Annotated in this window: 23 protein-coding genes; 8 read left to right on the top strand and 15 right to left on the bottom strand. The window is 68.6% G+C overall.

The features are described 5' to 3' along the window. Nucleotides 1-86: 86 nt before the first annotated feature. Nucleotides 87-1,082, bottom strand: a complete 996-nt coding sequence (locus tag KF941_RS27395) for a TIM barrel protein (RefSeq protein ID WP_346429034.1) — start codon at nt 1,080-1,082, stop codon at nt 87-89. Between the two features lie 54 nt (nt 1,083-1,136). On the opposite strand from KF941_RS27395, the gene KF941_RS27390 reads away from it, so the two are divergent. Further along, nucleotides 1,137-1,358, top strand: coding sequence for a hypothetical protein (locus tag KF941_RS27390; RefSeq protein WP_214275199.1), 222 nt, complete (start codon nt 1,137-1,139; stop codon nt 1,356-1,358). A 510-nt stretch (nt 1,359-1,868) separates the two neighbouring features. Here KF941_RS27390 and KF941_RS27385 read toward each other — a convergent pair. Beyond that, nucleotides 1,869-2,621, bottom strand: a complete 753-nt coding sequence (locus KF941_RS27385) for an ABC transporter permease (protein WP_214273626.1) — start codon at nt 2,619-2,621, stop codon at nt 1,869-1,871. 253 nt (nt 2,622-2,874) lie between these two features. On the opposite strand from KF941_RS27385, the gene KF941_RS27380 reads away from it, so the two are divergent. Together KF941_RS27380 and KF941_RS27375 are read left to right on the top strand one after the other, a co-directional pair. After that, on the top strand, nt 2,875-4,593 hold the full coding sequence (locus KF941_RS27380; protein WP_214272439.1) for a capsule biosynthesis protein: 1,719 nt from the start codon (nt 2,875-2,877) through the stop codon (nt 4,591-4,593). A 4-nt stretch (nt 4,594-4,597) separates the two neighbouring features. After that, on the top strand, nt 4,598-5,266 hold the full coding sequence (locus tag KF941_RS27375; protein WP_036753211.1) for an ABC transporter ATP-binding protein: 669 nt from the start codon (nt 4,598-4,600) through the stop codon (nt 5,264-5,266). Nucleotides 5,267-5,325: 59 nt separating this feature from the next. On the opposite strand, the gene KF941_RS27370 is transcribed toward KF941_RS27375, so the two are convergent. Together KF941_RS27370 and KF941_RS27365 are read right to left on the bottom strand one after the other, a co-directional pair. Next, a complete protein-coding gene (locus tag KF941_RS27370; protein WP_214275198.1) occupies nt 5,326-6,648 on the bottom strand; it encodes an MFS transporter in 1,323 nt (440 codons plus the stop codon). 56 nt (nt 6,649-6,704) lie between these two features. Then, nucleotides 6,705-7,367 carry a flavin reductase family protein gene (locus KF941_RS27365; protein WP_036753208.1) on the bottom strand — a complete coding sequence of 221 codons (663 nt, stop codon included), beginning with the start codon at nt 7,365-7,367 and terminating at the stop codon, nt 6,705-6,707. Nucleotides 7,368-7,543: 176 nt separating this feature from the next. Here KF941_RS27365 and KF941_RS27360 point away from each other — a divergent pair, with 176 nt between their 5' ends. Continuing rightward, a complete protein-coding gene (locus KF941_RS27360; protein ID WP_036753263.1) occupies nt 7,544-8,209 on the top strand; it encodes a GntR family transcriptional regulator in 666 nt (221 codons plus the stop codon). Between the two features lie 95 nt (nt 8,210-8,304). Here KF941_RS27360 and KF941_RS27355 read toward each other — a convergent pair whose 3' ends face one another. The 3 genes from KF941_RS27355 to KF941_RS27345 are packed head-to-tail and all read right to left on the bottom strand — an operon-like array spanning nt 8,305 to nt 9,423. Continuing rightward, nucleotides 8,305-8,529, bottom strand: a complete 225-nt coding sequence (locus KF941_RS27355; protein WP_214275197.1) for a hypothetical protein — start codon at nt 8,527-8,529, stop codon at nt 8,305-8,307. 39 nt (nt 8,530-8,568) lie between these two features. Then, entirely contained in the window at nt 8,569-9,111 is a 543-nt protein-coding gene (locus tag KF941_RS27350; RefSeq protein WP_208021351.1) for a substrate binding domain-containing protein, read from the bottom strand. Between the two features lie 21 nt (nt 9,112-9,132). Further along, nucleotides 9,133-9,423, bottom strand: a complete 291-nt coding sequence (locus tag KF941_RS27345) for a hypothetical protein (protein ID WP_208021346.1) — start codon at nt 9,421-9,423, stop codon at nt 9,133-9,135. A 23-nt stretch (nt 9,424-9,446) separates the two neighbouring features. Between KF941_RS27345 and KF941_RS27340 the strand changes: the two genes are divergently transcribed. The 3 genes from KF941_RS27340 to KF941_RS27330 all read left to right on the top strand — a co-directional run bounded on the left by KF941_RS27340 (nt 9,447) and on the right by KF941_RS27330 (nt 13,779). Further along, nucleotides 9,447-11,849 carry an FAD-dependent monooxygenase gene (locus KF941_RS27340; RefSeq protein WP_214275196.1) on the top strand — a complete coding sequence of 801 codons (2,403 nt, stop codon included), beginning with the start codon at nt 9,447-9,449 and terminating at the stop codon, nt 11,847-11,849. Between the two features lie 373 nt (nt 11,850-12,222). Further along, nucleotides 12,223-12,621, top strand: a complete 399-nt coding sequence (locus KF941_RS27335) for a hypothetical protein (protein WP_240540648.1) — start codon at nt 12,223-12,225, stop codon at nt 12,619-12,621. Between the two features lie 138 nt (nt 12,622-12,759). Next, the gene (locus KF941_RS27330; RefSeq protein ID WP_052095832.1) at nt 12,760-13,779 is read left to right on the top strand and encodes a PHB depolymerase family esterase; all 1,020 of its coding nucleotides are present in this window, start codon (nt 12,760-12,762) and stop codon (nt 13,777-13,779) included. A gap of 309 nt (nt 13,780-14,088) precedes the next feature. On the opposite strand, the gene KF941_RS27325 is transcribed toward KF941_RS27330, so the two are convergent. Next, nucleotides 14,089-14,982 carry a LysR family transcriptional regulator gene (locus tag KF941_RS27325; RefSeq protein WP_214275194.1) on the bottom strand — a complete coding sequence of 298 codons (894 nt, stop codon included), beginning with the start codon at nt 14,980-14,982 and terminating at the stop codon, nt 14,089-14,091. Between the two features lie 97 nt (nt 14,983-15,079). Here KF941_RS27325 and KF941_RS27320 point away from each other — a divergent pair, with 97 nt between their 5' ends. Further along, nucleotides 15,080-15,820, top strand: coding sequence for a sulfite exporter TauE/SafE family protein (locus tag KF941_RS27320; protein WP_214275193.1), 741 nt, complete (start codon nt 15,080-15,082; stop codon nt 15,818-15,820). A gap of 199 nt (nt 15,821-16,019) precedes the next feature. Here the strand turns inward: KF941_RS27320 and KF941_RS27315 are convergent, their stop codons facing one another. The 7 genes from KF941_RS27315 to KF941_RS27285 form a co-directional block, all read right to left on the bottom strand. Beyond that, complete coding sequence (locus KF941_RS27315) at nt 16,020-16,700, bottom strand: hypothetical protein (RefSeq protein WP_214275192.1); 681 nt, start codon at nt 16,698-16,700, stop codon at nt 16,020-16,022. A 223-nt stretch (nt 16,701-16,923) separates the two neighbouring features. Beyond that, on the bottom strand, nt 16,924-17,094 hold the full coding sequence (locus tag KF941_RS27310; RefSeq protein WP_214275191.1) for a hypothetical protein: 171 nt from the start codon (nt 17,092-17,094) through the stop codon (nt 16,924-16,926). Next, on the bottom strand, nt 17,079-17,291 hold the full coding sequence (locus KF941_RS27305) for a hypothetical protein (protein ID WP_214275190.1): 213 nt from the start codon (nt 17,289-17,291) through the stop codon (nt 17,079-17,081). The genes KF941_RS27310 and KF941_RS27305 overlap by 16 nt, the downstream gene beginning before the upstream one ends. Nucleotides 17,292-17,444: 153 nt before the next feature. Continuing rightward, nucleotides 17,445-18,446: an ABC transporter substrate-binding protein gene (locus KF941_RS27300; protein ID WP_214275189.1), complete on the bottom strand. Its 1,002-nt coding sequence runs from the start codon at nt 18,444-18,446 to the stop codon at nt 17,445-17,447. An 81-nt stretch (nt 18,447-18,527) separates the two neighbouring features. Further along, entirely contained in the window at nt 18,528-20,171 is a 1,644-nt protein-coding gene (locus KF941_RS27295) for an iron ABC transporter permease (protein WP_214275188.1), read from the bottom strand. Continuing rightward, nucleotides 20,168-21,229, bottom strand: coding sequence for an ABC transporter ATP-binding protein (locus KF941_RS27290; protein ID WP_036753182.1), 1,062 nt, complete (start codon nt 21,227-21,229; stop codon nt 20,168-20,170). The genes KF941_RS27295 and KF941_RS27290 overlap by 4 nt, the downstream gene beginning before the upstream one ends. Before the next feature lie 27 nt (nt 21,230-21,256). Beyond that, entirely contained in the window at nt 21,257-22,066 is an 810-nt protein-coding gene (locus tag KF941_RS27285) for an inositol monophosphatase family protein (protein WP_214275187.1), read from the bottom strand. Nucleotides 22,067-22,318 lie beyond the last annotated feature (252 nt).

Here is a 22,318-nt window from a genome sequence, read left to right as displayed (position 1 = left end):
TGGGAAAACGGGCTTGATTCAGCTTGACCCCGGCCAGCCGTCCACGCCTTGCGTGTCAACGGGGCCGGGGCAAGCCATGCGCCTGTTCAAGGCGCAGGGCGAATCTGTCCAAGCCGAAGCCTTGCAAGACGAAATCCCCATGCGCAAAATCCAAGAGGCCCCAAGGGGCCCACCCGTAAAGATGGCCATTGCCGCTTTGATTTCAAGCCTCTGGAACCCGGCGACGCCCTTGCAGCAGCGGGGCGACCGCGCTGTCGCGAAGGCGGCGATCCTTTCCGCGCCGCACCGCGGGCCCTATCGCCCCGACCGCGCGGCCCCGTCCCGCCCGGCATCCAGCCGGCGCTGGTGCAGCCAGCCCAGCGTCGCCTCGGTCGGCCCCTTGGGGCGGTATTCCGCGCCGATGGGCCGCATCCAGCCCAGATCGTCCAGAAGCGCGCAGACATCAGCTCGCCCCCGTCGGGCGGGCCGCGGTCGGGAACCGAGGCGATCTGCACATGGCCAAGGATGTCCCGATGCGCCCGCAGCCGGCGCGAAATGTCGCCCTCCATGATCTGCAGGTGATAGCAGTCGAACATCAGCCGCAGGTTGTCGTGCCCGGCCGCCTCGATGATCCGCGCCGCCTGGTCCGAGCCGGCCAGGAAATAGCCCGGCGCGTCGTGCCGGTTCAGCGGCTCGATCAGGATGGTGATGCCAAGCGGGCGCGCCAGCCGGCAGGCATGGTCCAGGTTGGCCAGGAAGGCGCGCTCGGCCGCCTGCCCCTCGGCCATGCCCGCCATGACATGCACCGCGCCGCAGCCCAGGGTGGCGGCAAGGTCCAGCGTGCGCGCGATCTCGGCCCGCGCCTCGGCCTCGCGCCCCGGCAGGGCGGCAAGCCCGTTCTCGCCCGGCCGGCCGCGGCGGGTGTTCAGGCCCAGCAGCGGCAACCCTGTCTCGGCCAGCGCCGCCGCCACCTGCTCGGGCGGCACCTCATGCGGCCAATGGCATTCCACCGCGTCGAAGCCGGCGCGGCCGGCGGCGCGAATCGCCTGCGGCAGCGGCAGATCGGCCCAGAGAAAGCCCAGATTGGCAGAGAACCGCGCCATTCACCCCCCCCCGGCCCTTGTCATGCAGCGGCAACAAGGCACCCTCCGGCGGCCATGTCAACAGCGTTGGACGATGGTGACGGGCGGGCCGCATCGCGCCTGTGGCTGACCTTCATCGGCACCGATGATTTTTCCGGGCTGGGGCAGGTTCGCGCCGACTGGTCGCAGGCCGGCGCGCATCGGCTGCTGGTCGACCTGGACGGCGATGGCACGGCCGAGTTGACGATCGCGCTGGGCGGGCTGGAGCAGTTGAACGCCTCGGACCTGCTTCTCTAGCGGTCGCGGGGCGCAGCGCATTGCCCCGTGATCGGAGAGGCGCTCAGCAGCCGGTCGACAAGGTCGGGGTGGCGCGCCCTCGCCCCCTCGGCAGCGCATCGCCCGGCCCTGCTGGCCAAGGGATGTCGCGGTCGGCGGCCTGCACGGCGTGTTCCAGCATCATGCGGCGATGATCCCGGAGGCGCTGCGCGCCGTCCTGCACGAATGCCGCATCCGCTTTCCGGTGGCGGTCGGGGGGCGCAGCGCATTGCCCCGTGATCGGCGCCGGGCCTGGAGCCTGCGGTTCAAGCCTGGGCATGGCCGGATGCAGAGGCGCTGCCGGTGCCGGCGGGCCTGGAGCCGATGGGTTCGTGCTCTCGGCGGGGCCGATGCCTGTGCGCCTGCCTGGTGCGCGCTCCGATCCGGCCCTGGGCGGCGAGGGCACGGCACAGGACATGGCGTGCGTCACGGCCCGGATCACGGCCCGGATCACGGAAAGGCGGCGGGCCGGGGCGACGCCGCCCCCGCGCATCATCGTTCGAGGAGTTTCTGGTGGTTTCTCTCGAGCAGGGCGAGGCCGGCGAGCAGGAAGACCAGGGCGATGGCGACGACATAGGCCTGGCTGACATAGCTGGCCTCGTAGGTGGCGTAAAAGCCGCGGCGCATCAGCCCGGTGCAATGGATCAGCGGGTTGTACCACAGCAGGTCCTGCGCCCGGACCGGCATCATGTCGTAAAGGAAGATCACCCCCGAGATCAGGAACAGCGGCCGGGTCAGGATGTGCCAGATCCGCTCCCAGACCGGGAAGGCGTTCATCAGGTAGCAGTTCAGCGTCCCCACCCCGGTGCCCAGCAGCGCCACCAGCAGCAGCGCCTCGAAGACCCCGGCCATGTCCACCGGCCCCGGCAGCTGGTAGGCCAGGAAGATGCCGCCGATCACGATGGCGATCACCGCGACATGGGTCAGCGCGTTCAGCACCACCCGCGCCAGCAGCGCATCGAGGAAAGTCACGCTGGGATAGGCCAGGAAGGGCCGCGAGAAGCGGATCGAGGCGGCGGTCTTGTTGGCCAGGTCGGTGAACATGGCAAAGGGCAGGTAGCCGGTGGCATAGAACAGCGGGAAGTTCGAGCCGAGGCCCGGGCTGCGCAGCGCCATGCTGAACAGCACCGACAAAAGCGCCACGCCCAGCACCGGCTCGAGCACCGCCCAGACATAGCCGCCGGCCGAGCGGCCGTAGCTGGTGGCCATCTCGCGCAGCATCAGGGCCACCACGGTGCGCGGCATGCGAAAGCGCGGCCCGTTGCGCGACGGGCGCTGCGGCCGGCGGGTCGGGCCCGCATGGGCTGCGCCGGCTGGGCTTTCGTCGGCTGGGCTTTCGCCGGCACGGGTCTGGCCGGCACGGGCCTGGCCGGCCGGGCCTTGGGGGTGGCGGATTTCCGGGGCGGTATCGGACATGTGAACGCAAACACTGGTCTGGACGGGCGGCAATATGTAACAACTGCGCCCGAAAGGTAAACCAGCGAAAGCGCACCTGCCCGTGACCACCCCCTCCACACCGGCCGGCGGCAAGGCCGGCCAGCCCGCCGAGCCCGCCACCCGGCAGCCGGGCGCCGCCCTGCCGCGGCAGGCCGAGGCCGAGGCTGTCGCGCCCCGGCCGGCCGCGCCCGCACCGCAATCCGCAACCCAGGCCGCATCCCGGCCGGGGCCGCAAGCTGTCTCGCAGACTACCGCCCAGGCTGGCCCGCAGCGCCCCTTCCAGAACCGGCAGGGCTTGGGCGTGACGCCGCCGAAGCCGCCGGAAGGGGCACGGGAAGGGGCACGGGCGGAGACGAAGCGCCAGCCCGAACCGGCGCAGGACCCGGCGCAGGCGAAGCCGGAGCCACCGCAGGAGGCCGCCCAGGAAAAGACGGCGCAGGAGAGGACGGCGCAGGAACTGGCGCGGGAGCGCAGGGCGGCGCGGGCGCGCCGGCTGGCGGCGCAGTCCCAGGCCAAGCCGCCGGCGCTGCGCCCGCAGGGCCAGCCGATCCCGGTCCGGCCCATGCCGCCGGCCCAGCCCGCCGCCCAGCCTGCCGCCCAGCCGCCCGCGCGCCGGCCGGCGGCCCCCGCCCCGGCCCAGCCCCTGCGCCCGCCCGCCCGCATGGCCGAGCCGCGGCGCCGGCACTGGCTGATCCTGGGATCGTTCCTGGCGCTGGTGGTGCTGCCGAGCCTCATCTGGGCCGGCTATCTCTGGCTGCGCGCCGAGGACCAGTATGTCTCGACCGTCGGCTTCTCGGTGCGCAAGGAACAATCCACCCCCGCCATCGACCTCCTGGGCGGGCTGGCGCCGCTGGCCAGCGCCGGCGGCAGCGCCTCGGACACCGACATCCTCTACGAATACATCCGCAGCCAGGACATGGTCGAAAGGATCGACGCCCGGCTCGACCTGCGCGCCCGCTACGCGCGCGCCTGGCCGCATGACTTCGTCTTCGCCTTCGACCCCGAGGGCCATGTCGAGGAGCTGACCGACTACTGGCAGCGCCAGGTCAAGGTGCTCTACGACAGCGGCACCCAGCTGATCACGCTCAAGGTCAGCGCCTTCACCGCCCAGGACGCGCAGGAGATCGCCGCCGCGGTGTTCCAGGAAAGCTCGGACAAGATCAACGCGCTCTCGACCATCGCCCAGGACGACGCCACCCGCCTGGCCAAGGCCGAGCTGGACAAGGCCCGCGCCGAGCTGACCGAGACCCGCCAGGCGATGACCGCCTTCCGCATGCGCTCGCAGATCGTCGACCCCGAGGCCGACCTCGCCGGGCAGATGGGGGTGCTGAGCGGGCTGCAGGCGCAGCTGGCCGAGGCGCTGGTCGCCCACGACCTGCTTCTGGACAATGCCCAGCCCACCGACCACCGCGTCACCCAGTCCCAGCAGAAGATCGACGCGCTGCGCCGGCTGATCGAGGCCGAGCGGGCCAAGTTCGGCGCCGAGGGCCAGGGCCCGGCCGGCGAAAGCTATGCCCAGCTGATGGCGGAATACGAAAAGCTGGCCGTGGACCGCGAATTCGCCGAGGGCGCCTATCGCTCGGCCCGCATCGCCCATGAGACGGCGCTGGCCGAGGCGCAGCGCCAGGCCCGCTACCTGGCCGCCCATATCGAGCCCAAGGTGGCGCAAAGCGCGACCGAGCCGAACCGGCCCTGGCTCTGGGCGATGATCACCGGCATGCTGCTGGCCGGCTGGTCGATCCTGGTGCTGGTCTATTACAGCGTCCGCGACCGCCGCTAGCGCGATGATCCGGCTCGAGAACCTGACCAAGATCTACCGGCTCAAGGGCCGCGAGACGCTGGTGGCGGACAACCTGAACGCCGAGTTCCCGACCGGGGCCTCGGTGGCGCTGCTGGGCCGCAACGGCGCCGGCAAGTCGACGCTCTTGCGGATCATCGCCGGCACGGTGCTGCCCACCGCGGGCCGGGTGCTGTCGGACGGCACGATTTCCTGGCCGGTGGGGTTTTCGGGCAGTTTCCACCCCGAGCTGACCGGGGCGCAGAACGTGCGCTTCGTGGCGCGGATCTACGGCGTGGACACCGACGAGCTGGTCGATTACGTCGCCGATTTCGCCGAGCTGGGCCAGCATTACCACCAGCCTTTCGGCAGCTATTCCTCGGGGATGCGCTCGCGGCTGGCGATGGGCACCTCGATGGGCATCCATTTCGACACCTACCTGGTGGACGAGGTCACCAGCGTCGGCGACGCCAATTTCCGCGCCAAGTCCCAGCGCGTCTTCGCCGAGCGCATGGCCCGCTCCTCGGCCATCGTCGTCAGCCATTCCATGCCGATGATCCGCTCCATGTGCTCCATGGGCGCCGTCCTGCACAACGCAGGCCTCATCCTCTTCGAAAACATCGAGGACGCAATCAAAACGCACGAGGAAATCCTCAGACTCCCTCAAGCAAGGTGAAAAGGGGGGGCCGGAAAGGCCCCCCTCGCCGCCGCACGGCGCAGCTTGCAGACCTGCTGTCAGGACAGCCGGCCGGTATCCGGGCGATCGAGGTCGAGATCCCTGGTCTCGGGCATCAGGATCGCCGTGAGCAGGGTGATCCCCGATACCGCCATCAGGTAGTATAGGAACCAGCCATGATGGCCCTGCTGCGAAAGATAGGTGTTCACATAGGGCGCGGTCCCGCCGAAGATCGCGGTCGCCAGCGACAGGGGGCCGGCCACGCCCGTCGCCCGGACGCCGGTCGGGAACACCTCGGACCAGACGGCCGTGTTCACGCCGAACAGGCAGGCAAGCAGCACGAGCGCGATGGTCATCGCCGAAAGCAGCCCGCCGAAGCTGTCGTCGATCCGCCCGTCCAGATGCAGCGTCAGCAGGATGAAGCCGACGCCGAACAGCGCCACGAACAGCCGCCGCCCGTATCTGTCGGCCAGCCAGCCGACCAGGGGAATCGCCACGAGGAAGATGCATTGCGCGACCAGGCTGGCGGTGAAGGCCGAGCGCGCGTCAAGCCCGCGGCCGATCTGCGCAAAGGTCGGGCTGTAGATCAGCCAGGTGTAGAACATGATCGACCCGCCCGCCGAAAGCCCGAACACGACGGCGATGCCGCGCCAGTTGCGCAGAAGCGGCTCGATCCCCGAGTGGGTCTTCGCGCGCCGGCCCTTTTCGAAGGATTCCGTCTCGGTCAGCTTGCGGCGCAGGTAAAGCCCATAGACCCCCAGCAAGCCGCCAAGGGCAAAGGGAATGCGCCAGCCCCAGGCCTCGATTTCCGCCCGGTCGAGATTGCTGGTCAGCGCCAGCCCGGCAAGCGTGGCGATCATGGTGCCGATCACCACGCTGACCCATGAGGTGCTGCCGTAAAGCGCCCGCCGGTGCCTGGGCGCCCGCTCGACCAGATAGGTGATCGAGGTGCCCATCTCGCCGCCATGGGCCATGCCCTGCGCCAGCCGCGCCACCAGCAGGATGATCGAGGCCAGGATGCCGACGGAATCGAAGGTCGGGGCCAGCGCGATGACGATGCTGCCGCCGGCCGTCACCAGCATCGCCAGCGTCAGGCTGGCCTTGCGCCCGACGCGGTCGGCATAAAGCCCGAAGACCAGCCCGCCGATCGGGCGGGTCACGAAGCCGACCGCGAAGATCGCCAATGTCGCCAGAAGCGCCGCGGCCCGGTCCTCGGACGGAAAGAACTGCACCGCGAAATAGGGCGCGAAAATGGTGTAGATGGTCCAGTCGAACCATTCCAGCGCATTGCCGAAGTTCACCGCGACCAGATCGCGCAGCTTGCGCGGCCCGGCGCCGCTGGCGCAATCGGCGACGAGTGTCGAATGTTCTGACGCAGGCATGGGTCTCCTCCCCGGATGTGTTGCCATATGTCTGGTGCTGATTCCTGCCGGCGCCGTCAGACGGCTTCGGCCCGGCCTTCGAGGCCGGCGCGCGCATCGGCGTCGGAGCCGGGCACGCGCATCTCGAACGTCTCGCGGACGACGGTATAGTCGAAATAGCCCATGCGCGCGATCGGCTGGATCGCCTGGATGTCGAGCCGGCCGTCGGCGCGGATGACGCGGTCGTCGATATGGATCTTCTCGACCTGGGCGAACACCACGTCGATGGTCCCCACCGTCGAGCGGCCCTTCAGCACATGCGTGCCGATATGGCGGCATTCGAACTTGCAGGGGCTTTCGCGCACCATCGGGATGCGGGCGTTGTCGGCATAGTCGCGGGTGACGTCCAGTCGGTCCCATTCGCTTTCCTGCGGGGGCAAGGCCATCGCGCTGATATTGACCGCCTCGCGCAGGGCATAGGTCGCCATGTTCCAGACGAACCAGCCGATCTCCTCGGCATTGACCACCGTGTCCTTGCGGCGGCCGTCCGGGTAGCGGTTGGCCGAGAACATCACCATGGGCGGATCGAAGGTCAGGTTCTGCCACTGGCTGTAGGGGGCGATGTTCTCGATCCCGTCGCGGCTGACGCTTGAAATCCAGCCGATCGGCCGCGGCACGGTGCAGCTCTTGAACGGCGAAAAGGGCAGCGGACAGGGCTCGGAATGGGGCGAATACTTCATCTTTGCTCTCTCGGTCGGTGGGGTTCAGGGAGACGCGGACGGCATCTTTTCGAGGTTCGGCAGAATCGATACATAACCGATATATCGGTTGCATGGCAACTGGCGGCCGGGAATATTTTGCGCTGCCCCGCGTCCTGCGCTATGACGGCGCGCAGGGTGGCTGCAGGGAAAAGCAGGTGATCAACCAGTCGGATCGCGCCGTGGCGGTGCTTCAGCAATTGATCGAGCGCGGCGAACTCAGGCCGGGGTCGATGGTGTCCGAACGCAGCCTGATGGAGCTGACGGGATTTGGCCGCACACCGATCCGCGAGGCCATCCAGCGGCTTGCGCTAAGCCGGATGCTGCGCATCCACCCCAGCCGCGGCATCGAGATCCCCGCCATTTCCGTCGAGGACCAGCTGAGCGCCCTGGAGGTCCGCCGCGCCACCGAGGTTCTGGCGATCGCCCTGGCCTGCGAGCGCGCGACCCAGGCCGAACGGCAGCAGATGCGGGATCTTGCCGCGTCGCTCGAGGGCGAGTTCTCGCTCGAGGATTATGCCGAAACGGTGCGGCAAACGCATGCGCTGGTGATCCAGGCGGCCCATAACCCCTACCTCGAGGCGCTGATGACCCCGCTCCAGGCGCTGTCGCGGCGCTTCTGGGTGATGCATATCCAGGACGAGGCGGCGGACATCGGCATCGGCAAGGCGTTTCACCGCCGCATCCTGACGGCGATTGCCGAAGGCGATGCCGGGGCCGCGACCTCTGCCTCGATGGAGCTGAACGACTACCTGGTGCGATTCGCCCTGGATGTCGTCTCCATGCGGGCGCGGCCAAGGGGCATCGCCGTCTCGGCCCCCTAGCGGTTTGATCCCACGGTTCGATGGCGCGATCCTTTCCATGGGCTGGAAGCCGGCCCCATGGGACCGATTTGTTACGGCCACGGCCATGCAAGCGGTCAGACCTGCATCGGGCGACCGTGGAGCGTCAGGATCAGCGCGATGCCGACGTCCTGCTGCTCGACCCCCGCGAGGGCGTCCTGGACCAGCGGCTCGGGCAGCCGGCAAGTGCCTCGCATCGCATCCGCGCGGCGCGGCGCGGAGATGGTCGAGGCATGGCCGCCCCAGATCCTGCCCGGCAAGCGCAGCCAGGCATCCCGCAGGATGCGCTCGGCATCGGCCACGGCCGGCCATGCGATAGGCCCCGCGCCCTGCCCGGCCGGCTATGCCTCGTCGCGGGTGGCCTCGACCAGGAACGCGACGAAGGCGCGCACCTTCGGCAGGATGTATCGGCGCGAAGGATAGACCGCATAGATCGCGGTCTGCACCGGCGTCCAGTCGTCGAGCGCAGTAGCAAGGCGGCCGGCCCTGATGTCATCGGCGACATATTGGCGCGGAATGAGATTCAGCCCGAAACCGGCAAGCAGGGCATCGCGGATCGCCAGGCCGCTCGTTACCTTGTAGCGGCCGTCGATCGGCACCCTGATCCGCTCGGCCCCGCGGGTAAACTCCCATTCGCTGACATGGCCCGACAGGGTGAACTGGATGCAGTCATGCGCCCCAAGATCCTGCGGCGCGCCGTGACGGGCGAAATGATCCGGCGAGGCGCAGACGACGTGGCGCAGCGTCATCAGCCGGCGGGCGACCAGGCTTGAATCCTCTAGCCGGTCGCTGCCGCGGATGGCCGGGTCGAAGCCCTCCTTGACGATATCGACCCGCCTGTCGTCAAGCTGAAGGTCGAGCGACAGGTCGGGATAGCGCCGCAGAAAGCCGGGTGAGCGTGAAGGTCATCGGCGCGCTGACACGCAACAGCCCGCTCGGCTGGCGCTACAAGGGCCGAGCGAACGGTCGGCCTCGTCAAGGTCATCCAGGATCCGGGCGATCTGCTCGAAATAGCGCCCTCCCGCCTCGGTCAGGCTCAGCAGCCGGACGTTCAGGTGGCCCTCCAGCGCGCCGATATTCTTGCTGACGGCGGCCGGCGAGAGTTTCAGCAGGGGCGTGCCGCCCCGGTGAAGGAGCCCTGCTCCACCGTCCTGAATACGCGCAGGGCGACCATCTGCTCCATGATTGTTCACCATCAGTTGCGAGCGACCGCGACCCGGTGCTGCTGCGTGCCGATTTCCGCAGCTTGCGCCACGCGCTGCCCTTTGCGCTGATGATCCCGCAGGACGAAACCGAGGCCATCCTGACCCAACGGCTGGCCGGTCTGGGCCATTGCGTGCTGCGCCCCGCCGCGGCAGAGCGGATCGAGACCGCGGCGGACGGGGCGGTCGTGACCCTGGTCGATGGCCGCAGGATCGCGACCCGTTACGCCGTCGGCGCGGACGGGCAGAACAGCACGGTTCGCGACCAGGCCGGCATCGCCTTTCCGGGCAAGACCCATGGCTCGTTCATGCTGGCCGACGTGCGGATGGGCTGGCCGATTCCGAAAGACGAGGTGACGCTGTTCTTCTCGGCCGGCGGCACGCTGGTGGTCGCGCCGATGTCGCAGGACCGCTATCGCGTCGTCGCGCAATGCCCCGAAGCGCCGCCCGCCTGCCGGCCGGGGCAAGCTGAGGATGGGCGGATGCGCGACGACAGGATGGGCGACTTCACCCCGCGCGACATCACGCTCGCCGACGAAACCCGCCGGGTCCATGTCGGCGGGCAAGGGCCCGCGGTGACCGTGATGCAGGAAATGCCCGGCCTCAGCCCACAGGTCGTCCGCTTTGCCCGCTGGCTGCACGATGCGGGTTTCACCGTCTGGCTGCCCTCGCTGTTCGGCGTCGACGGCGCCAAACGCACCGCTGAGGCCGGCGCAAGCATCTTCAGGCGCGCCTGCACCGCGGTTGCGTTCCGCACCCTGGCCGGACAGGGGGCAAGCCCGGTCACGGCATGGCTGCGATCGCTGGCGCGGCTGGCGCAGGCGGAATGCGGCGGGCCTGGCGTGGGCGCGGTGGGCATGTGCTTTACCGGCAATTTCGCCCTGTCGATGATGCTGGAGCCCGCGATGCTGGCGCCGGTGCTGTGCCAGCCCGCCCTGCCGCTCGACCCGGCCGCCCTTGAAAGCCCGCCACGGGAACTGGCGCGGGTTCGCCACCGGCTCGGACGTGATCAGCGCTCATCACGCCCTCCCAACAGCATAGCCTGCCGCAGGCCCGCCGTCAGGTTCCCGCAGAAGCGTCCTGCTTCCGCCCGAAAGCTAGCCACAGCGCAGCTACGGCCGAGGGCTGTCACCGAAACGCAGATCCCCCTGCAAGCCCTTGCGGCGCGGGGCGCGCTTTGCCGGGAACAATGTCGTCTTGGCGAGGAACCTTCGCGAAAGACCTCCCGGCCCTGCGCGACAGCGCGGTGGGGCGGCCGGTTGCGGGGTGGTGGAAATCGGGCGGGCGAACAGTCACCCGGCCAGGCGCCGCAGCGGAACCTCCAGCGTGATGGCAAGGCCATCGGCCCTCCACTCGCGCCGCAGTTCGCCTTCGACCCCGGCGACCGCCGCGCTTTCCAGGGTCGAGCCGAAGCCTGCGACCCGATCCTCGGCCGGGGTCGCGGGACCGTTCGTTTCCGTCCAGGCCATGAGCAGCCTGTCGGCATGGGTCGTGAAATCGACGGCGAGATGCCCCTCGGGAACGGACAATGCCCCGTATTTCGCCGCGTTGGTCGTCAACTCGTGCAGAAGCAGCGCCATCGAGGTCAGGGCATTTCCCGCCAGCGGCGCGTCGCAGCCGGTGATCGAGATGCGCATGTCCGACCGGGAAGCGTGTGGCGTGAGGATCGCGTCAAGCAGGGCACGCACGGTCGTCGCGTTTGCCGCAATCGGAGCATCGCCGAGGTCCGGCATCGTCAATTCATGCGCCCGCGCCAAGGCGCGCAGCCGGGCATGCAGGTCGGACGCAAATGCCTCGCCCCCCGTCGTCGCGCGGGCGCTCAGCGAAACCAGCCCCGCCGTCAGGGTGAAAAGGTTCTTGATCCGGTGATGCATCTCGCGCAGCAGCAGCGACTGCCGGATGAAGGCGCGCTTTTGTGCGCCGATGTCGCGCGCGATCTTCGAGGCACCCAGGATCGTTCCGGCCTCGTCCGTGACGGGCGAAACCGTGACGGATATCTCGATCAACGCGCCATCCTTGCGGCGGCGGACGGTTTCGAAATGATCGATCTTCTGGCCTGTCCGCAGGCGGGAAAGGATCTCCTCTTCCTCCGAAAGGCGCTCGTCGGGGATCAGCATGGTGATCGGTTGCCCGACGGCTTCCTCGGCCTGGTATCCGAACAGCTGTTCCGCCCCCCGGTTCCAGGTCGTGATCACCCCGTCCAGCGTCTTGGAGATGATGGCGTCGTTCGAGTTCTCGACAATGGCCGCAAGCCAGGCATTCGCCTGGGAGGCCATGCGCCGTCTTTCCTCGGCCTGACGGGAAAACGCTTCGCCGGCTTGCGGTGGTCGCTGGTGAGGCATCGCCTGTTCCTTCCGGTCGCACCGTCGTCCCGGAGGGTCCGGGCCGTATCGACCCCATCAATACCCGTGCCAATCTAGGGCCTGTCCCGGCGAGTTGCCAGAGTGCTGGGGCTGCGGCGCCGGGAATGGCCCGCCGGATCCGCCCCTACGGGCCGCGAAAAAGCGGCCCGCCCCGCGGCAGGGTTGCGCAGAGCTTCGTTAACCGATTGGCAGGAGAGGAATTTTTCCGGCACGCATCACGCCGGATTAAACAAAGTCAAGACCGCGCAATTCCGGTCGGATCATGCCCGTCAAGCCGCATGATTGCGGCATGCCGACTGCGGGGGACGAGGCATATTGCGGGCGTGCCATCGCGTGCAGGGCGGCCGCTGCCTTGCCGGCCGATACGGCAAAACTGTCGCGCCCGCCCTTGGACTGGGGTAAGCTGAAGAGGCCATAAGGGGATATGCCGATGAACCGCGTCGCCCTTGCCATCACCTGCGCCGCCCTGTTCGGGCTGGCCTCCTGCGGCACGCCGGCCGAGCAGTGCGAGGCGCGCGTCGCGGCCGAGCAAAGGAACGTCTTGCGGCTTTTGCAAGAAGTCGAGGCGAATATCGCGCGCGGCTATGCCTGGGAAACCACGGTGAGCGGCACCGGCTTCCGCCTCTGCGCGGGCGGCTTCCGCGGCGGTTACGGCCGGTTGGGCCTGGGCTATTCCAGCTGCCACGGTGGCCCCGATACGATGCGCAAAAGGGTGCCGATCGACCCCGCCGCCGAGATGCGCAAGCGCGAGGCCCTGCAAAAGCGCCTGGCCGCGCTTTCCGCGCAAGGGGTGTCGCAATGCCTCGCGCGTCACGATGCGGCGAGGTGAGCCGGCCATCGCAAGCACGTTCCCCGATCAAGCGCCCCAGGTCATATGCCCAGCCCCTCCAAACGCCGAAGACATGGCACCGGCAGACGCCGCGCGCGAAAGACGGCATCGACGCTGACCAGCGGGCTGAAGCTTGCCATGCGCCTTGCCTCGATGGCCACGACGGCGCTGAACGCGCTGACGCCCAAGGCCGCGAAACCGGCGAAGGCCCCGCCCAAGCGCGCGAAACGCACCGCCAAGGTCCAGGGCAAGGCCCGGCAGGGTGCAAGCTTTCGGGCGGGCACGCATGACAGCGAACATGGCGCCAGGCACTACAAGCTGTTCACGCCCGGCCTTGCGGCGGACGCAAGGCCCCCGCCGTTGCTGGTGATGCTGCATGGCTGCGGCCAGACGCCCGACGATTTTGCCAAGGGCACGCGCATGAACGCGCTGGCGGCGGAGTTCGGCTTCATGGTGGTTTATCCGGCGCAGCCGCGCGAGGCGCATCCGAACCGCTGCTGGAACTGGTTCAGCCGCGACGATCAGGCCCGCGGTTCCGGCGAGCCGGCCCTGCTGGCCAGCCTGACCCGCCGCATCACCCATCGGCATGGCGCCGATCCCGCCCGCGTCTATGTCGCGGGCCTTTCGGCAGGCGCCTCGGCGGCGCTGATCCTGGCGGCGACCTATCCCGAGATCTTCGCGGCGGTCGGCGCGCATTCCGGGCTGCCCGCGGGCGCGGCGCAGGACCAGGCTTCCGCCTTGCTGGCGATGCAGCGAGGCAATCCCGGCTGGCGGCTGCAACATCCCAAGCCGACCATCATCTTCCATGGCAGCCGCGATCACGTGGTCCACCCCCGGAACGGGCGGCTGGCCGCAATTCGGGCGCGCGAACCCTACGCATCCCTGCGCGCGACCGAGCTTGCGGGCCAGGTTCCCAACGGCCACCGCTATGTCAAAACCGTGCATCGGGTCGGATCCGGGCGCCCGCTGGTCGAGCATTGGAGCATCGCGGGATCGGGCCATGCCTGGTCGGGCGGTTCGTCGGCCGGCCGCTTCACCGATCCGAAGGGCCCCGATGCATCGCGCGAGATGGTCCGCTTCTTCTTGCGCCACAGCCTGTCCGCGCGGCAGAGGGCGGCTCTGGCTGCGCTTCTCGTCACCGCGCAGGACGGCCGCTGATCGGCTGGGGCAAGGGCCTGCGCATTTCGATTGGATGGATGCCCAAGGAAGCGGTATTCCGGCCCGGAATTGGTGGGACGTCCTTGCGAAAATGGCTCGGGTTGGCCCTGGAGAGGTATGCGGGCGCAACTCGCTTTGCGGGCTGATGGGACGGCCGGCATCGAGCAGCCCGCCAGTCAGCCAGTCAGCCAGTCAGCCAGTCAGCCAGTCAGCCAGTCAGCCAGGCGGGTTCAGAATACGCATCTTCCCCGACAACCCCGCACAGGGCTTCTGGTGCGAGACGGCGATCCGGCTGCGGGCCGCATCGCGTCACGCTGCGGGCGTGCCCTGTGTCAGGTGGCGAAACAGGCTCTGCGCCGGGGCCGAGAGCTCGGTGCCGGCCCTGATACAGACCGACAGGCGCCGCAGCGCCCAACCGTCGGCCAGCCGGATAATCGCGATGCCCGAGGTCCGCTTCATCCGCCGGGCAGCGGTCCGGGGCACGATGCCGATGCCGGCGCCCGCCCCGGCCATCCGGCAAATTCCGTCGAATGTGCGCAGCCGGACGCGATAGCGCAACTGCATCCCCATCGCCGCGGCTTGGGCGGTGACGTGATCCTGAAGCGCGCTGCCGGACAGGCCGATGAAATGACGCCCGGCAAGGTCGGCAAGGCGGACCTGCCGCATCCGGGCCAGGACGTCGTCCTGCGCGGCGACGACGACCAGCCGGTCATCGGCAAAGGGGCGCAGCTCCAGCCCCTCCTGCGCCGCCGCCGCCGAAAGGATGCCGATATCGGCAAAGCCCGCCATGACGCTGCGAGCGATCTCGATGCTCTGGCGTTCCTTCAGGTCGAGGTCGATGCGCGGGTTCGCCGCCATCCACGCCGCAAGCCGCTGCGGCAGCAGCTCGGCGATGGCGGCCGTGTTCGACAGAAGCCGCACGGTCGAGCGCAGGCCCGTGGCATATTCGCCAAGCTCCCCGCGCATCATGGCCATCTGGCGGGAGATCAGGCGCGCGTGATGGGCCAGCGCCTCGCCCGCCTCGGTCAGCGTCACGCCGCGCCGCCCGCGCTCCAGCAGCCTGACGCCGCCGGCCAGTTCCATGTCCCGCAGCCGCTCGCTGGCGGCGGGCAGCGAAAGCCCGGCATCGGCGGCGCCATGGGTGATGCTGCCGGCGTCGGCCACGGCAAGGAACAGGCGAAGATCGGTCAGGTCGAAGCGCATTCCGGCAGCATAGGCCAGAATCAGCCTTCGGAACAACCGAAGCCTGGCTGCGGAGGTTCCGCATTGTCCGGCGCTCCCCTTCGATTATGGACAGACCATGACCGATTTCACCGTCCCGCTGATCGCCCTCACCTTCCTTGCCGCCGGGATCGTCAAGGGCGTGACCGGCATGGGGCTGCCCACCCTCGCCATGGGCGTCCTTGGCGCGCTGCTGTCGCCCCTGACCGCCGCGAGCCTGCTGATCGTCCCGTCGATGGTCACCAATCTCTGGCAGTTGCTGGCCGGTCCGCGCATCGGCGCATTGGCGCGGCGGCTTTGGCCGATGATGGCCGCGAGCATGGCGGGCACGCTGATCGCCGCGCCGCTGCTGGCCGGCGGGAATGGCGGGGCGGCGACGCCGATCCTCGGCGCGACCCTGATCGCCTATGCGCTCTATACCCTTCTCGCGCCGCCGTTCCGGGTCTCGCCTGTCCAGGAGCGCTGGCTGTCGCCGCTGGTCGGGCTTGTCACCGGGCTGATTGCCGGCGGCACCGGGGTCTTCGTGATCCCGGCGGTGCCCTGGCTGCAGGCGCTTGGGCTGGAGAAGGACGAGTTGGTCCAGGCGCTTGGCATGTCCTTCACCACGTCGACCATCGCCCTGGCACTTGGCCTGGCCTCGCGCCAGGTCTGGCAGGTCGATCAGCTTGCGCTTTCCGTGCTGGCCGTCGTTCCGGCGCTGATCGGCATGGGGGCGGGACAGATCCTGCGTCGTGCCGTCAGCGCTGCCACCTTCCGGCGCTGGTTCCTGATCATGCTTGCCCTGCTGGGCGGGGAAATGCTGTTGCGCGGCATGGCGTGAGGCGGCGCAAACCGGCTTTGCGGTCCAAAGCGTCCCCAGTTGCGAAGCGCTTTGGCGGCCGGGACGGGCATCGTCGGGCTCTGCGGTCTCGTTATCCGTCTTGCCGACCGGGAACCTGCCTGGGCGCAATCCGGCGGAACAGGCTTCTGCGCCAGCCCCTGCCCTGGATGCATCCTCTGCGCATTCTTCATCCCCAGCTTCACCGCGCATTGCGCGTGCCGTAACGGTCGGTCAGCCCCCCGCTGAAAATAGCATGGAAAACCCCCGGCCTCGGCAGAGCAGGATGGCTTGGTGATCGAGACCAGCTCGGATGCAAAGCCCTTTTGCACCGCCCAGACTGCATGGTCTGGCACTCCATCGCGCGCACCGGATTGTTGCCGATGCCCGCGGCGCCCTGCATGCAGTCATCCTCGATCTGCGAGATCGTCGCGTTCACCGCGCGCACGTGGTCCAGCGCGAAGCGGGCGATATCCTCGGCAGTCGGTTCGTCCGGGCCGGGATCGCGGCTGTTGTCGGTGATGGTGATCGCGTGCAACTCCGCCTCTTCCAAAGCCTCTTCGTAGATCGCGGCATAGTCCGGCAGGCACTGCATCGCCGCCTCATCGAGATATTGCGACGCAGCGGCTCGCACAGCCTCTTTCGCGCCGCGACCGGAGGGGACATCCGCCAGAAGCTGACGGAATGCCCCCAGCACTGCCGGATCGCCTTCGATCATGGTGCGGCGAAGATGCAGCGGCTGGATGCGGGGCCGAAGATCGACACCGAAGCGGGCGCGCATTGCATCGGCGATCGGCTCAAGCGACGCACCGATGCGCCAGGCATCCGCAAGGCCCTGCAACGAGACCGGCAAAGCGTCGACTTCCGCGGTCAGCGCGGTCACGTATTCATCGCTTGTCCTCAGGGCGGGCGGCGCGATGCGATCCTGCAGCCCTTGCCTTGCGTCAGGCAGGATATCCTCATCGGCGATCCGTTCGGCCCGCCGCAAAAGCTGATCGAGCGCACCGTTCTCCTTGCTGCCGGCGGAAAGTCCGGGCAGGTCGCGGTCGATCTCGGCACGCAGGATATCGGTTCGGATCTCGCGCGCGCGAAGCGCCAGCCCCGCGTCAGGCCCGGCAATTTGCTGTCGAAAGCTCTGCCGCGCGATCCCGGACCCCGGCCTTCATCTGCTCGATCCGGTCAAGGGGACCGGCCGTGCTGGAAAGCGCCCGCGCCTCGTCCAGCGCGACCTCGGCCCGACGCGGGGTTTCCGCCACATCGGTCAGGCGCTTGCCCATTTCCCGATAGCCCGCTGGTGTCCGATGACATGGGCACCGGCAAACCCCACATCGTCCATGCCCTGTCCCTGTTCGCAATCCTGCCGGATGAAACGGGCCAGCGCATGGCGTTCCGCATCGCTCAGCAGCTCGAACGTCGCATCGGTGAGGGCCTCGGCCAGTTCGCCCTGCAGGTTGGAGATCACCGTCCCGCGCATGTCCTTGCCTTCTCTTCATCCTGCACCGCTGCGGGGTTTTTGCTGCGCGGCGCCCCAACGGCAGATCCCGTGAGTGACACCATGCGGACCGGCGGCGCTTGCCTGGGCCGCCGCCCGGCTCGGGCACCGGGCGGCGCTTTTCGCGGCAGGGGCTTAGTTGGCGGATTGCAGATAGCCCTGCCAGCGCGCGAGGAAGGCGTCGCGGCCGGCGGCCGCCTCGGCCTCGTCGGTGGCAAAGACCTTGATCTCGTCGATCGCGGGCAGGTCGGCATGGTCGCCCACCACGATGTCGCTGCGGGTCGGACGGCGGAAGGTGCTTTCCAGCAGCGCGACCTGGGTTTCCCTGGACAGGATCGCGTCCATCGTCCGCCGCCCCAGTTCGGGATTGGGCGCGCCCTTCACCAGCGCCATGAACTCGGTCGAGGTGAAGGTGCCCTCCTCGGGATAGACCAGCGAAATCTCGGACTGGCCGCCGGCGACATAGGCATAGGCATTGGCCTCGAAGGTCAGCCCGGCCACGAATTCACCCTGCGCCACGCCGCGCAGGATCGACGAGGCCGAGCTGTTCACCGTCACGTTCTGCGCCAGCTTTTCCAGCGCATCGGGGCCCATCAGCTGGTCGATCCCCCACAGGATGGTATAGGCGGTCGAACTGTTGTTCGGATCGGCGATGGCCAGCTTGCCCTTCCAGGCGGGGTCCAGGAAATCCTGCCATTTCGTCGGGGCGGGAATGTCGCCAAGCTGGTCGGTGTTCACCATCGCGACCACGACATGGCTGAAGGTCGCGGCCCACAGATCCTCGGGCTGGTGCAGCGCCGCAGGGATCGCGTCGAGCTGGGTCGAGCGATAGGGCTCGAACAGGTCGCGAAAACCGCCGAGGGTGTTTTCGCTCGAACTCCAGAACAGGTCGGCCTGCGGGGCGGAGGCCTCGGCCTCCAGCCGGCGCAGAAGCTGGCCGCTGCCGCCGGTGATGGTGCTGAGCGAGATCTGCGGCTCAAGCTGGCGCAGGCTGTCGGTCACCGCCTCGACCGCCTGGGCGGGCGCAGGCGTATAGACGACGACCGTGCCGCCGGCATCCTGCGCCAGGCCGATTGCCGGCAGCAAGCTGGCGGCCAAGCCGCACAGCACGACGCGGCGGGTAAATCCAGGGTTCATGTCTTTCCTCCTCTGCATTCCGGGGTGATGGCTCTGTGTGACGCTCGCCGGCCTCTCCCGGCCGGGCCGGCGGCGTGGGGCCTAGCGGGACGAGAACAGCTCGACCTGGAACAGCTTGGTCGCGACGAAGATCGGCAGCAGGATCACCGCCAGCAGCAGCACCCCCATGGCCGAGGCCTGCGCCATCAGGTTGCTGTCGATCAGCTTGTAGATCTGGATCGGCATGGTCTCGCGCCCGCCGGAATAGACGATGATCGAGGCGCTGAGTTCGGACACCGTCACCGCCCAGGTCAGCACCATGGCCGAGGCGATGGCGGGCACCATCAGCGGCAGCACCACCTTGAAGAAGCTGGGCACCGGGGCCACGCCAAGGCTGATCGACGCCTCCTCGATGGAATCGGGGATGTTGTAGAGCGTGGACGAGGCGCTGCGCATCGAGAAGGGCAGCCGCCGGATGACATAGGCCAAGACGACGATGGCCCCGGTTCCCGTCAGATGCAGCCAGCCGCTGTTGAAGGACATGGCGAGGCCGATCCCGATCGCCGTGCCCGAAAGCGCCAGCGGCAGGGTGCTGAGATAGTCCAGCGCCGGGGTGAACAGGTTCTTCTTCTTGACGATCATGTAGCTGACCAGCGTGCTGGCGGCGATGCCGATCAGCGTGGCGACGGCGGAATAGGCCAGCGTGTTGAGGATCGGCGTGGGATTGGTCAGCAGCAGCCGCTCGAAATTCGCCAGCGTCCATTCGCCCCAGCGCATCACCGGCCCGCGCGAGACGGTGAAGGCCCCCGCAACCAGCATGGCCAGCGGCATCAGCGACACGATCGCCACCGCACCCGCCGCCCCGCCGATCAGCCAGCCCTGGCGGCCCGACAGCGGCACCGGCCGGGCATTGCGGCCCTGCACCACCTGGTAGCGCCCGCGCGACAGCACCCAGCGCTGCAGGAACAGCACGATCACGATCAGCCCGACCGCGACGCTGGCCAGCGTGCTTTGCATCACCGGGTCGGCGCCTCCCTCGGCCACGGCGGCCTGGTAGGTCATCACGGAAAGCAGCCGCACCTTGCCGCCCAGGATCGACGAAGTGCCGAAATTGCCCATGACCATGGTAAAGACCAGCAGCGCGCCGGCCATGACCGAGGGCATGATCACCGGCACCAGCACCTTCAGCCGCGACCGGGCGGGCGAGGTGCCGAGGCTGCGGGCGGCCTCTTCCAGTTGCACGTCGAAGCCGCGGATCGCCGCCAGCGTGCTGATATAGACATAGGCGTAATAGGTGAAGGTCAGCGAGACGATCAGCCCCGGCCAGCCGTAGAAGCTGGGCAGGACGATGTCCACGTTGCGCAGCGCGCGGGTGACAACGCCGTTGTTGCCGACCAGCATCAGCCAGGTCTGCGCGGCGATGACCTCGGGGATCACCAGCGCGATCAGCGGCAAGAGCGCCAGCGCCGACTTGCCGGGAAACTCGTAGCGCGAGGCCAGATAGGCCAGCGGCACGCCCAGGCAGACCGAAAGCCCCGTCACCGCCGTCGCCAGGACCAGCGTGTTGCGCACGGCCTCGAGATAGCGCGGATCGGCCAGCAGCTGCGCCCAGCCGTTCCGTTCGCCGCCGCCGAAGCTGCCGGTCAGGATGGTCAGCAGCGGATAAAGCAGGAACACCACCATGACCACCATCGCGGCCAGCGAGATCCACCACCATACGGTGCGATTGCCGGACCCCCCGCTCATGATGCCAGCACCAGGGTCTTCGCCGGGTCGAAGGACAGCTCGACATCGGCGCCGGGCATGTAGCGGTCATGGCCGTCGCCATGGGTTTCCACCGCCAGCGCGACGTCTTGGCCGATTCCGATCAGGTAATGCGTCTTGCCGCCCAGATATTGCCGGCGGCTGACGGTGCCCTGCACGCTGTTGGCGCCGCCCGTGCCCTGCGGGGACAGCGCGATGTCCTCGGGCCGCGCGATCAGCACCGCCCTGGACCCGGCCAGGGGCGCCGGCACGCGCGCCGAAAGCGCATGCCCGCCCAGGCGGACAGTGACCATGCCCGGCGCCGCGCCGGGCGCGTCGATCTCGACCGTATTGGCCGCGCCGACGAAATCCGCGACATAGGACGAGACCGAGTCGCGATAGATCTCGGAGGGCGTGCCGACCTGTTCCAGCCGGCCGCTTTTCATCACCCCGATCCGGTCGGACATGGCCAGCGCCTCTTCCTGGTCGTGGGTCACGAAGACGGTGGTGATCCCGGCCTCGCGCTGCAATTCGGTGATGGTGTCGCGCACCTGCACCCGCAGCTTGGCGTCCAGGTTCGACAGCGGCTCGTCCATCAACAGCACCGTCGGCTGGATCACCAGCGCGCGGGCCAGCGCGACCCGCTGGCGCTGGCCGCCCGACAGCGCCGCCGGATGCCGCCCGCCCAGATGGCCCAGGCCCACGCGTTCCAGCGCCTCGCCGACCTTGCGCCGGATCGTGGCGCCGTCCTGGCCGCGCGCCCGCAGCCCGTAGGCCACGTTGTCGTTCACGGTCTTGTCGGGAAACAAGGCGTAATCCTGGAACACCATGCCGATGTCGCGCCGATGCGCCGGCAGGCCGGTCACGTCCTTGTCGCCGAACAGGATCCGCCCCGCCGCCGCGTCGATGAAGCCCGCGATGGTGCGCAGAAGCGTGGTCTTGCCGCAGCCCGACGGGCCCAGCAGCGTGAAGAACGATCCGGGCTCGATCCTCAGCGAAAGCCCGTCGATGACCAGGTGATCGCCATAGGCGACGCCCAGTTTCTGGATATCAATCCCCATTCCCTCTGTCTCCTCCCCAGAAGTCGCCTAGCGCATCGCGCGCTGGACCAGATCCAGCGCGTCGCGATGCCGCGCCGGATCGCCCGCCGCCAGGATGCGCGGGCCGCTCGACAGGGTCAGCGGTTGGCCGTCCCAGTCGGTGACGACCCCGCCCGCGCCCTCGATGATCGGCGCATAGGGGGCAAGGTCGTGGATCTTGAACTGCGTGTCGATATGGACATCCGTCCGCCCCGAGGCCAGCAGCCCGAAGCTGAGGCAGGCGCCGCCATAGATGCGCCAGGCCGTCGCCTCGCGCAGCGCGTCCAGCGCCGGATATTCCTCGGGGTGGAAGAAATCCGGGTTGCAGACCGACAGGATCGCGGCGCCGATGTCGGCGCAGGCCCGCGTCCGGCACGGGCTGCCGTTCAGCAGCGTCGGCCGGCCCGCGACCCCCAGCCAGCGATTGCCGCCCGAGGGGTGGTCGATCACGCCGATCACCGGCTTGCCGCGATGCATCAGCGCGATCAGCGTGCCGAATACCGGCATCCCCGCGATGAAGGGTGCGGTGCCGTCGATGGGGTCCAGCACCCAGACGAATTCCGCATCCGGGTCCGAAGCGTCCTGTTCCTCGCCCACGACGCCATGGTCGGGATGGGCGTCCGAGATCAGTTCGCGCAGCCGCATCTCGATGGCCAGGTCCATGTCGGTGACGAAACTGCGGTCGGCCTTCATCTCGATCGCGCGGTCCTGCGCGACCACGTCCAGAAGCATCCGGCGGCTTTCATCGGCAAGGATTGCGGCAAAGCCGGCCAGGCGATCCAGGACCGCGTCATTCGATTTGCTGCTGTTCGTCAACACCTTGGTTCTTTCTCCTGATATCCTGCGCCGCTTGCGGGCAACGCGCCGCGCATGGGCAAGGCCGATGCGACCCCGGATGCCGGTGCCACCCTGCCCCGGCTGAAACCGGGGCACCCCTGCCCTTTTTTCCGATTTGCGGACGCCCTGTCGCGCACGCGCCGTCAGATTCGCCCTTCGATACCGAAATGTTGCATTTTGTAGCAAATGCGTCAATCTGTAATTTGCATGCACCGGGTGGGGAAGGCTAAGTGA

The sequence above is a fragment of the Paracoccus sp. pheM1 genome, assembly GCF_018499825.1.
GTDB classification, from domain to species: domain Bacteria; phylum Pseudomonadota; class Alphaproteobacteria; order Rhodobacterales; family Rhodobacteraceae; genus Paracoccus; species Paracoccus versutus.
Note: the sequence above shows the minus strand (reverse complement) of the source record. Positions and strands in the feature narration are given on the sequence as shown.

Bases quoted from the DNA above. Each gene is read 5' to 3' on its own strand.
- KF941_RS27395 (WP_346429034.1), bottom strand. From the start codon at position 1,082: ATGGCGCGGTTCTCTGCCAATCTGGGCTTTCTCTGGGCCGATCTGCCG.
- KF941_RS27390 (WP_214275199.1), top strand. From the start codon at position 1,137: ATGTCAACAGCGTTGGACGATGGTGACGGGCGGGCCGCATCGCGCCTG.
- KF941_RS27385 (WP_214273626.1), bottom strand. From the start codon at position 2,621: ATGCCGCGCACCGTGGTGGCCCTGATGCTGCGCGAGATGGCCACCAGC.
- KF941_RS27375 (WP_036753211.1), top strand. From the start codon at position 4,598: ATGATCCGGCTCGAGAACCTGACCAAGATCTACCGGCTCAAGGGCCGC.
- KF941_RS27370 (WP_214275198.1), bottom strand. From the start codon at position 6,648: ATGCCTGCGTCAGAACATTCGACACTCGTCGCCGATTGCGCCAGCGGC.
- KF941_RS27365 (WP_036753208.1), bottom strand. From the start codon at position 7,367: ATGAAGTATTCGCCCCATTCCGAGCCCTGTCCGCTGCCCTTTTCGCCG.
- KF941_RS27345 (WP_208021346.1), bottom strand. From the start codon at position 9,423: ATGGTGAACAATCATGGAGCAGATGGTCGCCCTGCGCGTATTCAGGAC.
- KF941_RS27335 (WP_240540648.1), top strand. From the start codon at position 12,223: ATGAACCGCGTCGCCCTTGCCATCACCTGCGCCGCCCTGTTCGGGCTG.
- KF941_RS27330 (WP_052095832.1), top strand. From the start codon at position 12,760: ATGCGCCTTGCCTCGATGGCCACGACGGCGCTGAACGCGCTGACGCCC.
- KF941_RS27325 (WP_214275194.1), bottom strand. From the start codon at position 14,982: ATGCGCTTCGACCTGACCGATCTTCGCCTGTTCCTTGCCGTGGCCGAC.
- KF941_RS27320 (WP_214275193.1), top strand. From the start codon at position 15,080: ATGACCGATTTCACCGTCCCGCTGATCGCCCTCACCTTCCTTGCCGCC.
- KF941_RS27310 (WP_214275191.1), bottom strand. From the start codon at position 17,094: ATGGGCAAGCGCCTGACCGATGTGGCGGAAACCCCGCGTCGGGCCGAG.
- KF941_RS27305 (WP_214275190.1), bottom strand. From the start codon at position 17,291: ATGCGCGGGACGGTGATCTCCAACCTGCAGGGCGAACTGGCCGAGGCC.
- KF941_RS27300 (WP_214275189.1), bottom strand. From the start codon at position 18,446: ATGAACCCTGGATTTACCCGCCGCGTCGTGCTGTGCGGCTTGGCCGCC.
- KF941_RS27295 (WP_214275188.1), bottom strand. From the start codon at position 20,171: ATGAGCGGGGGGTCCGGCAATCGCACCGTATGGTGGTGGATCTCGCTG.
- KF941_RS27290 (WP_036753182.1), bottom strand. From the start codon at position 21,229: ATGGGGATTGATATCCAGAAACTGGGCGTCGCCTATGGCGATCACCTG.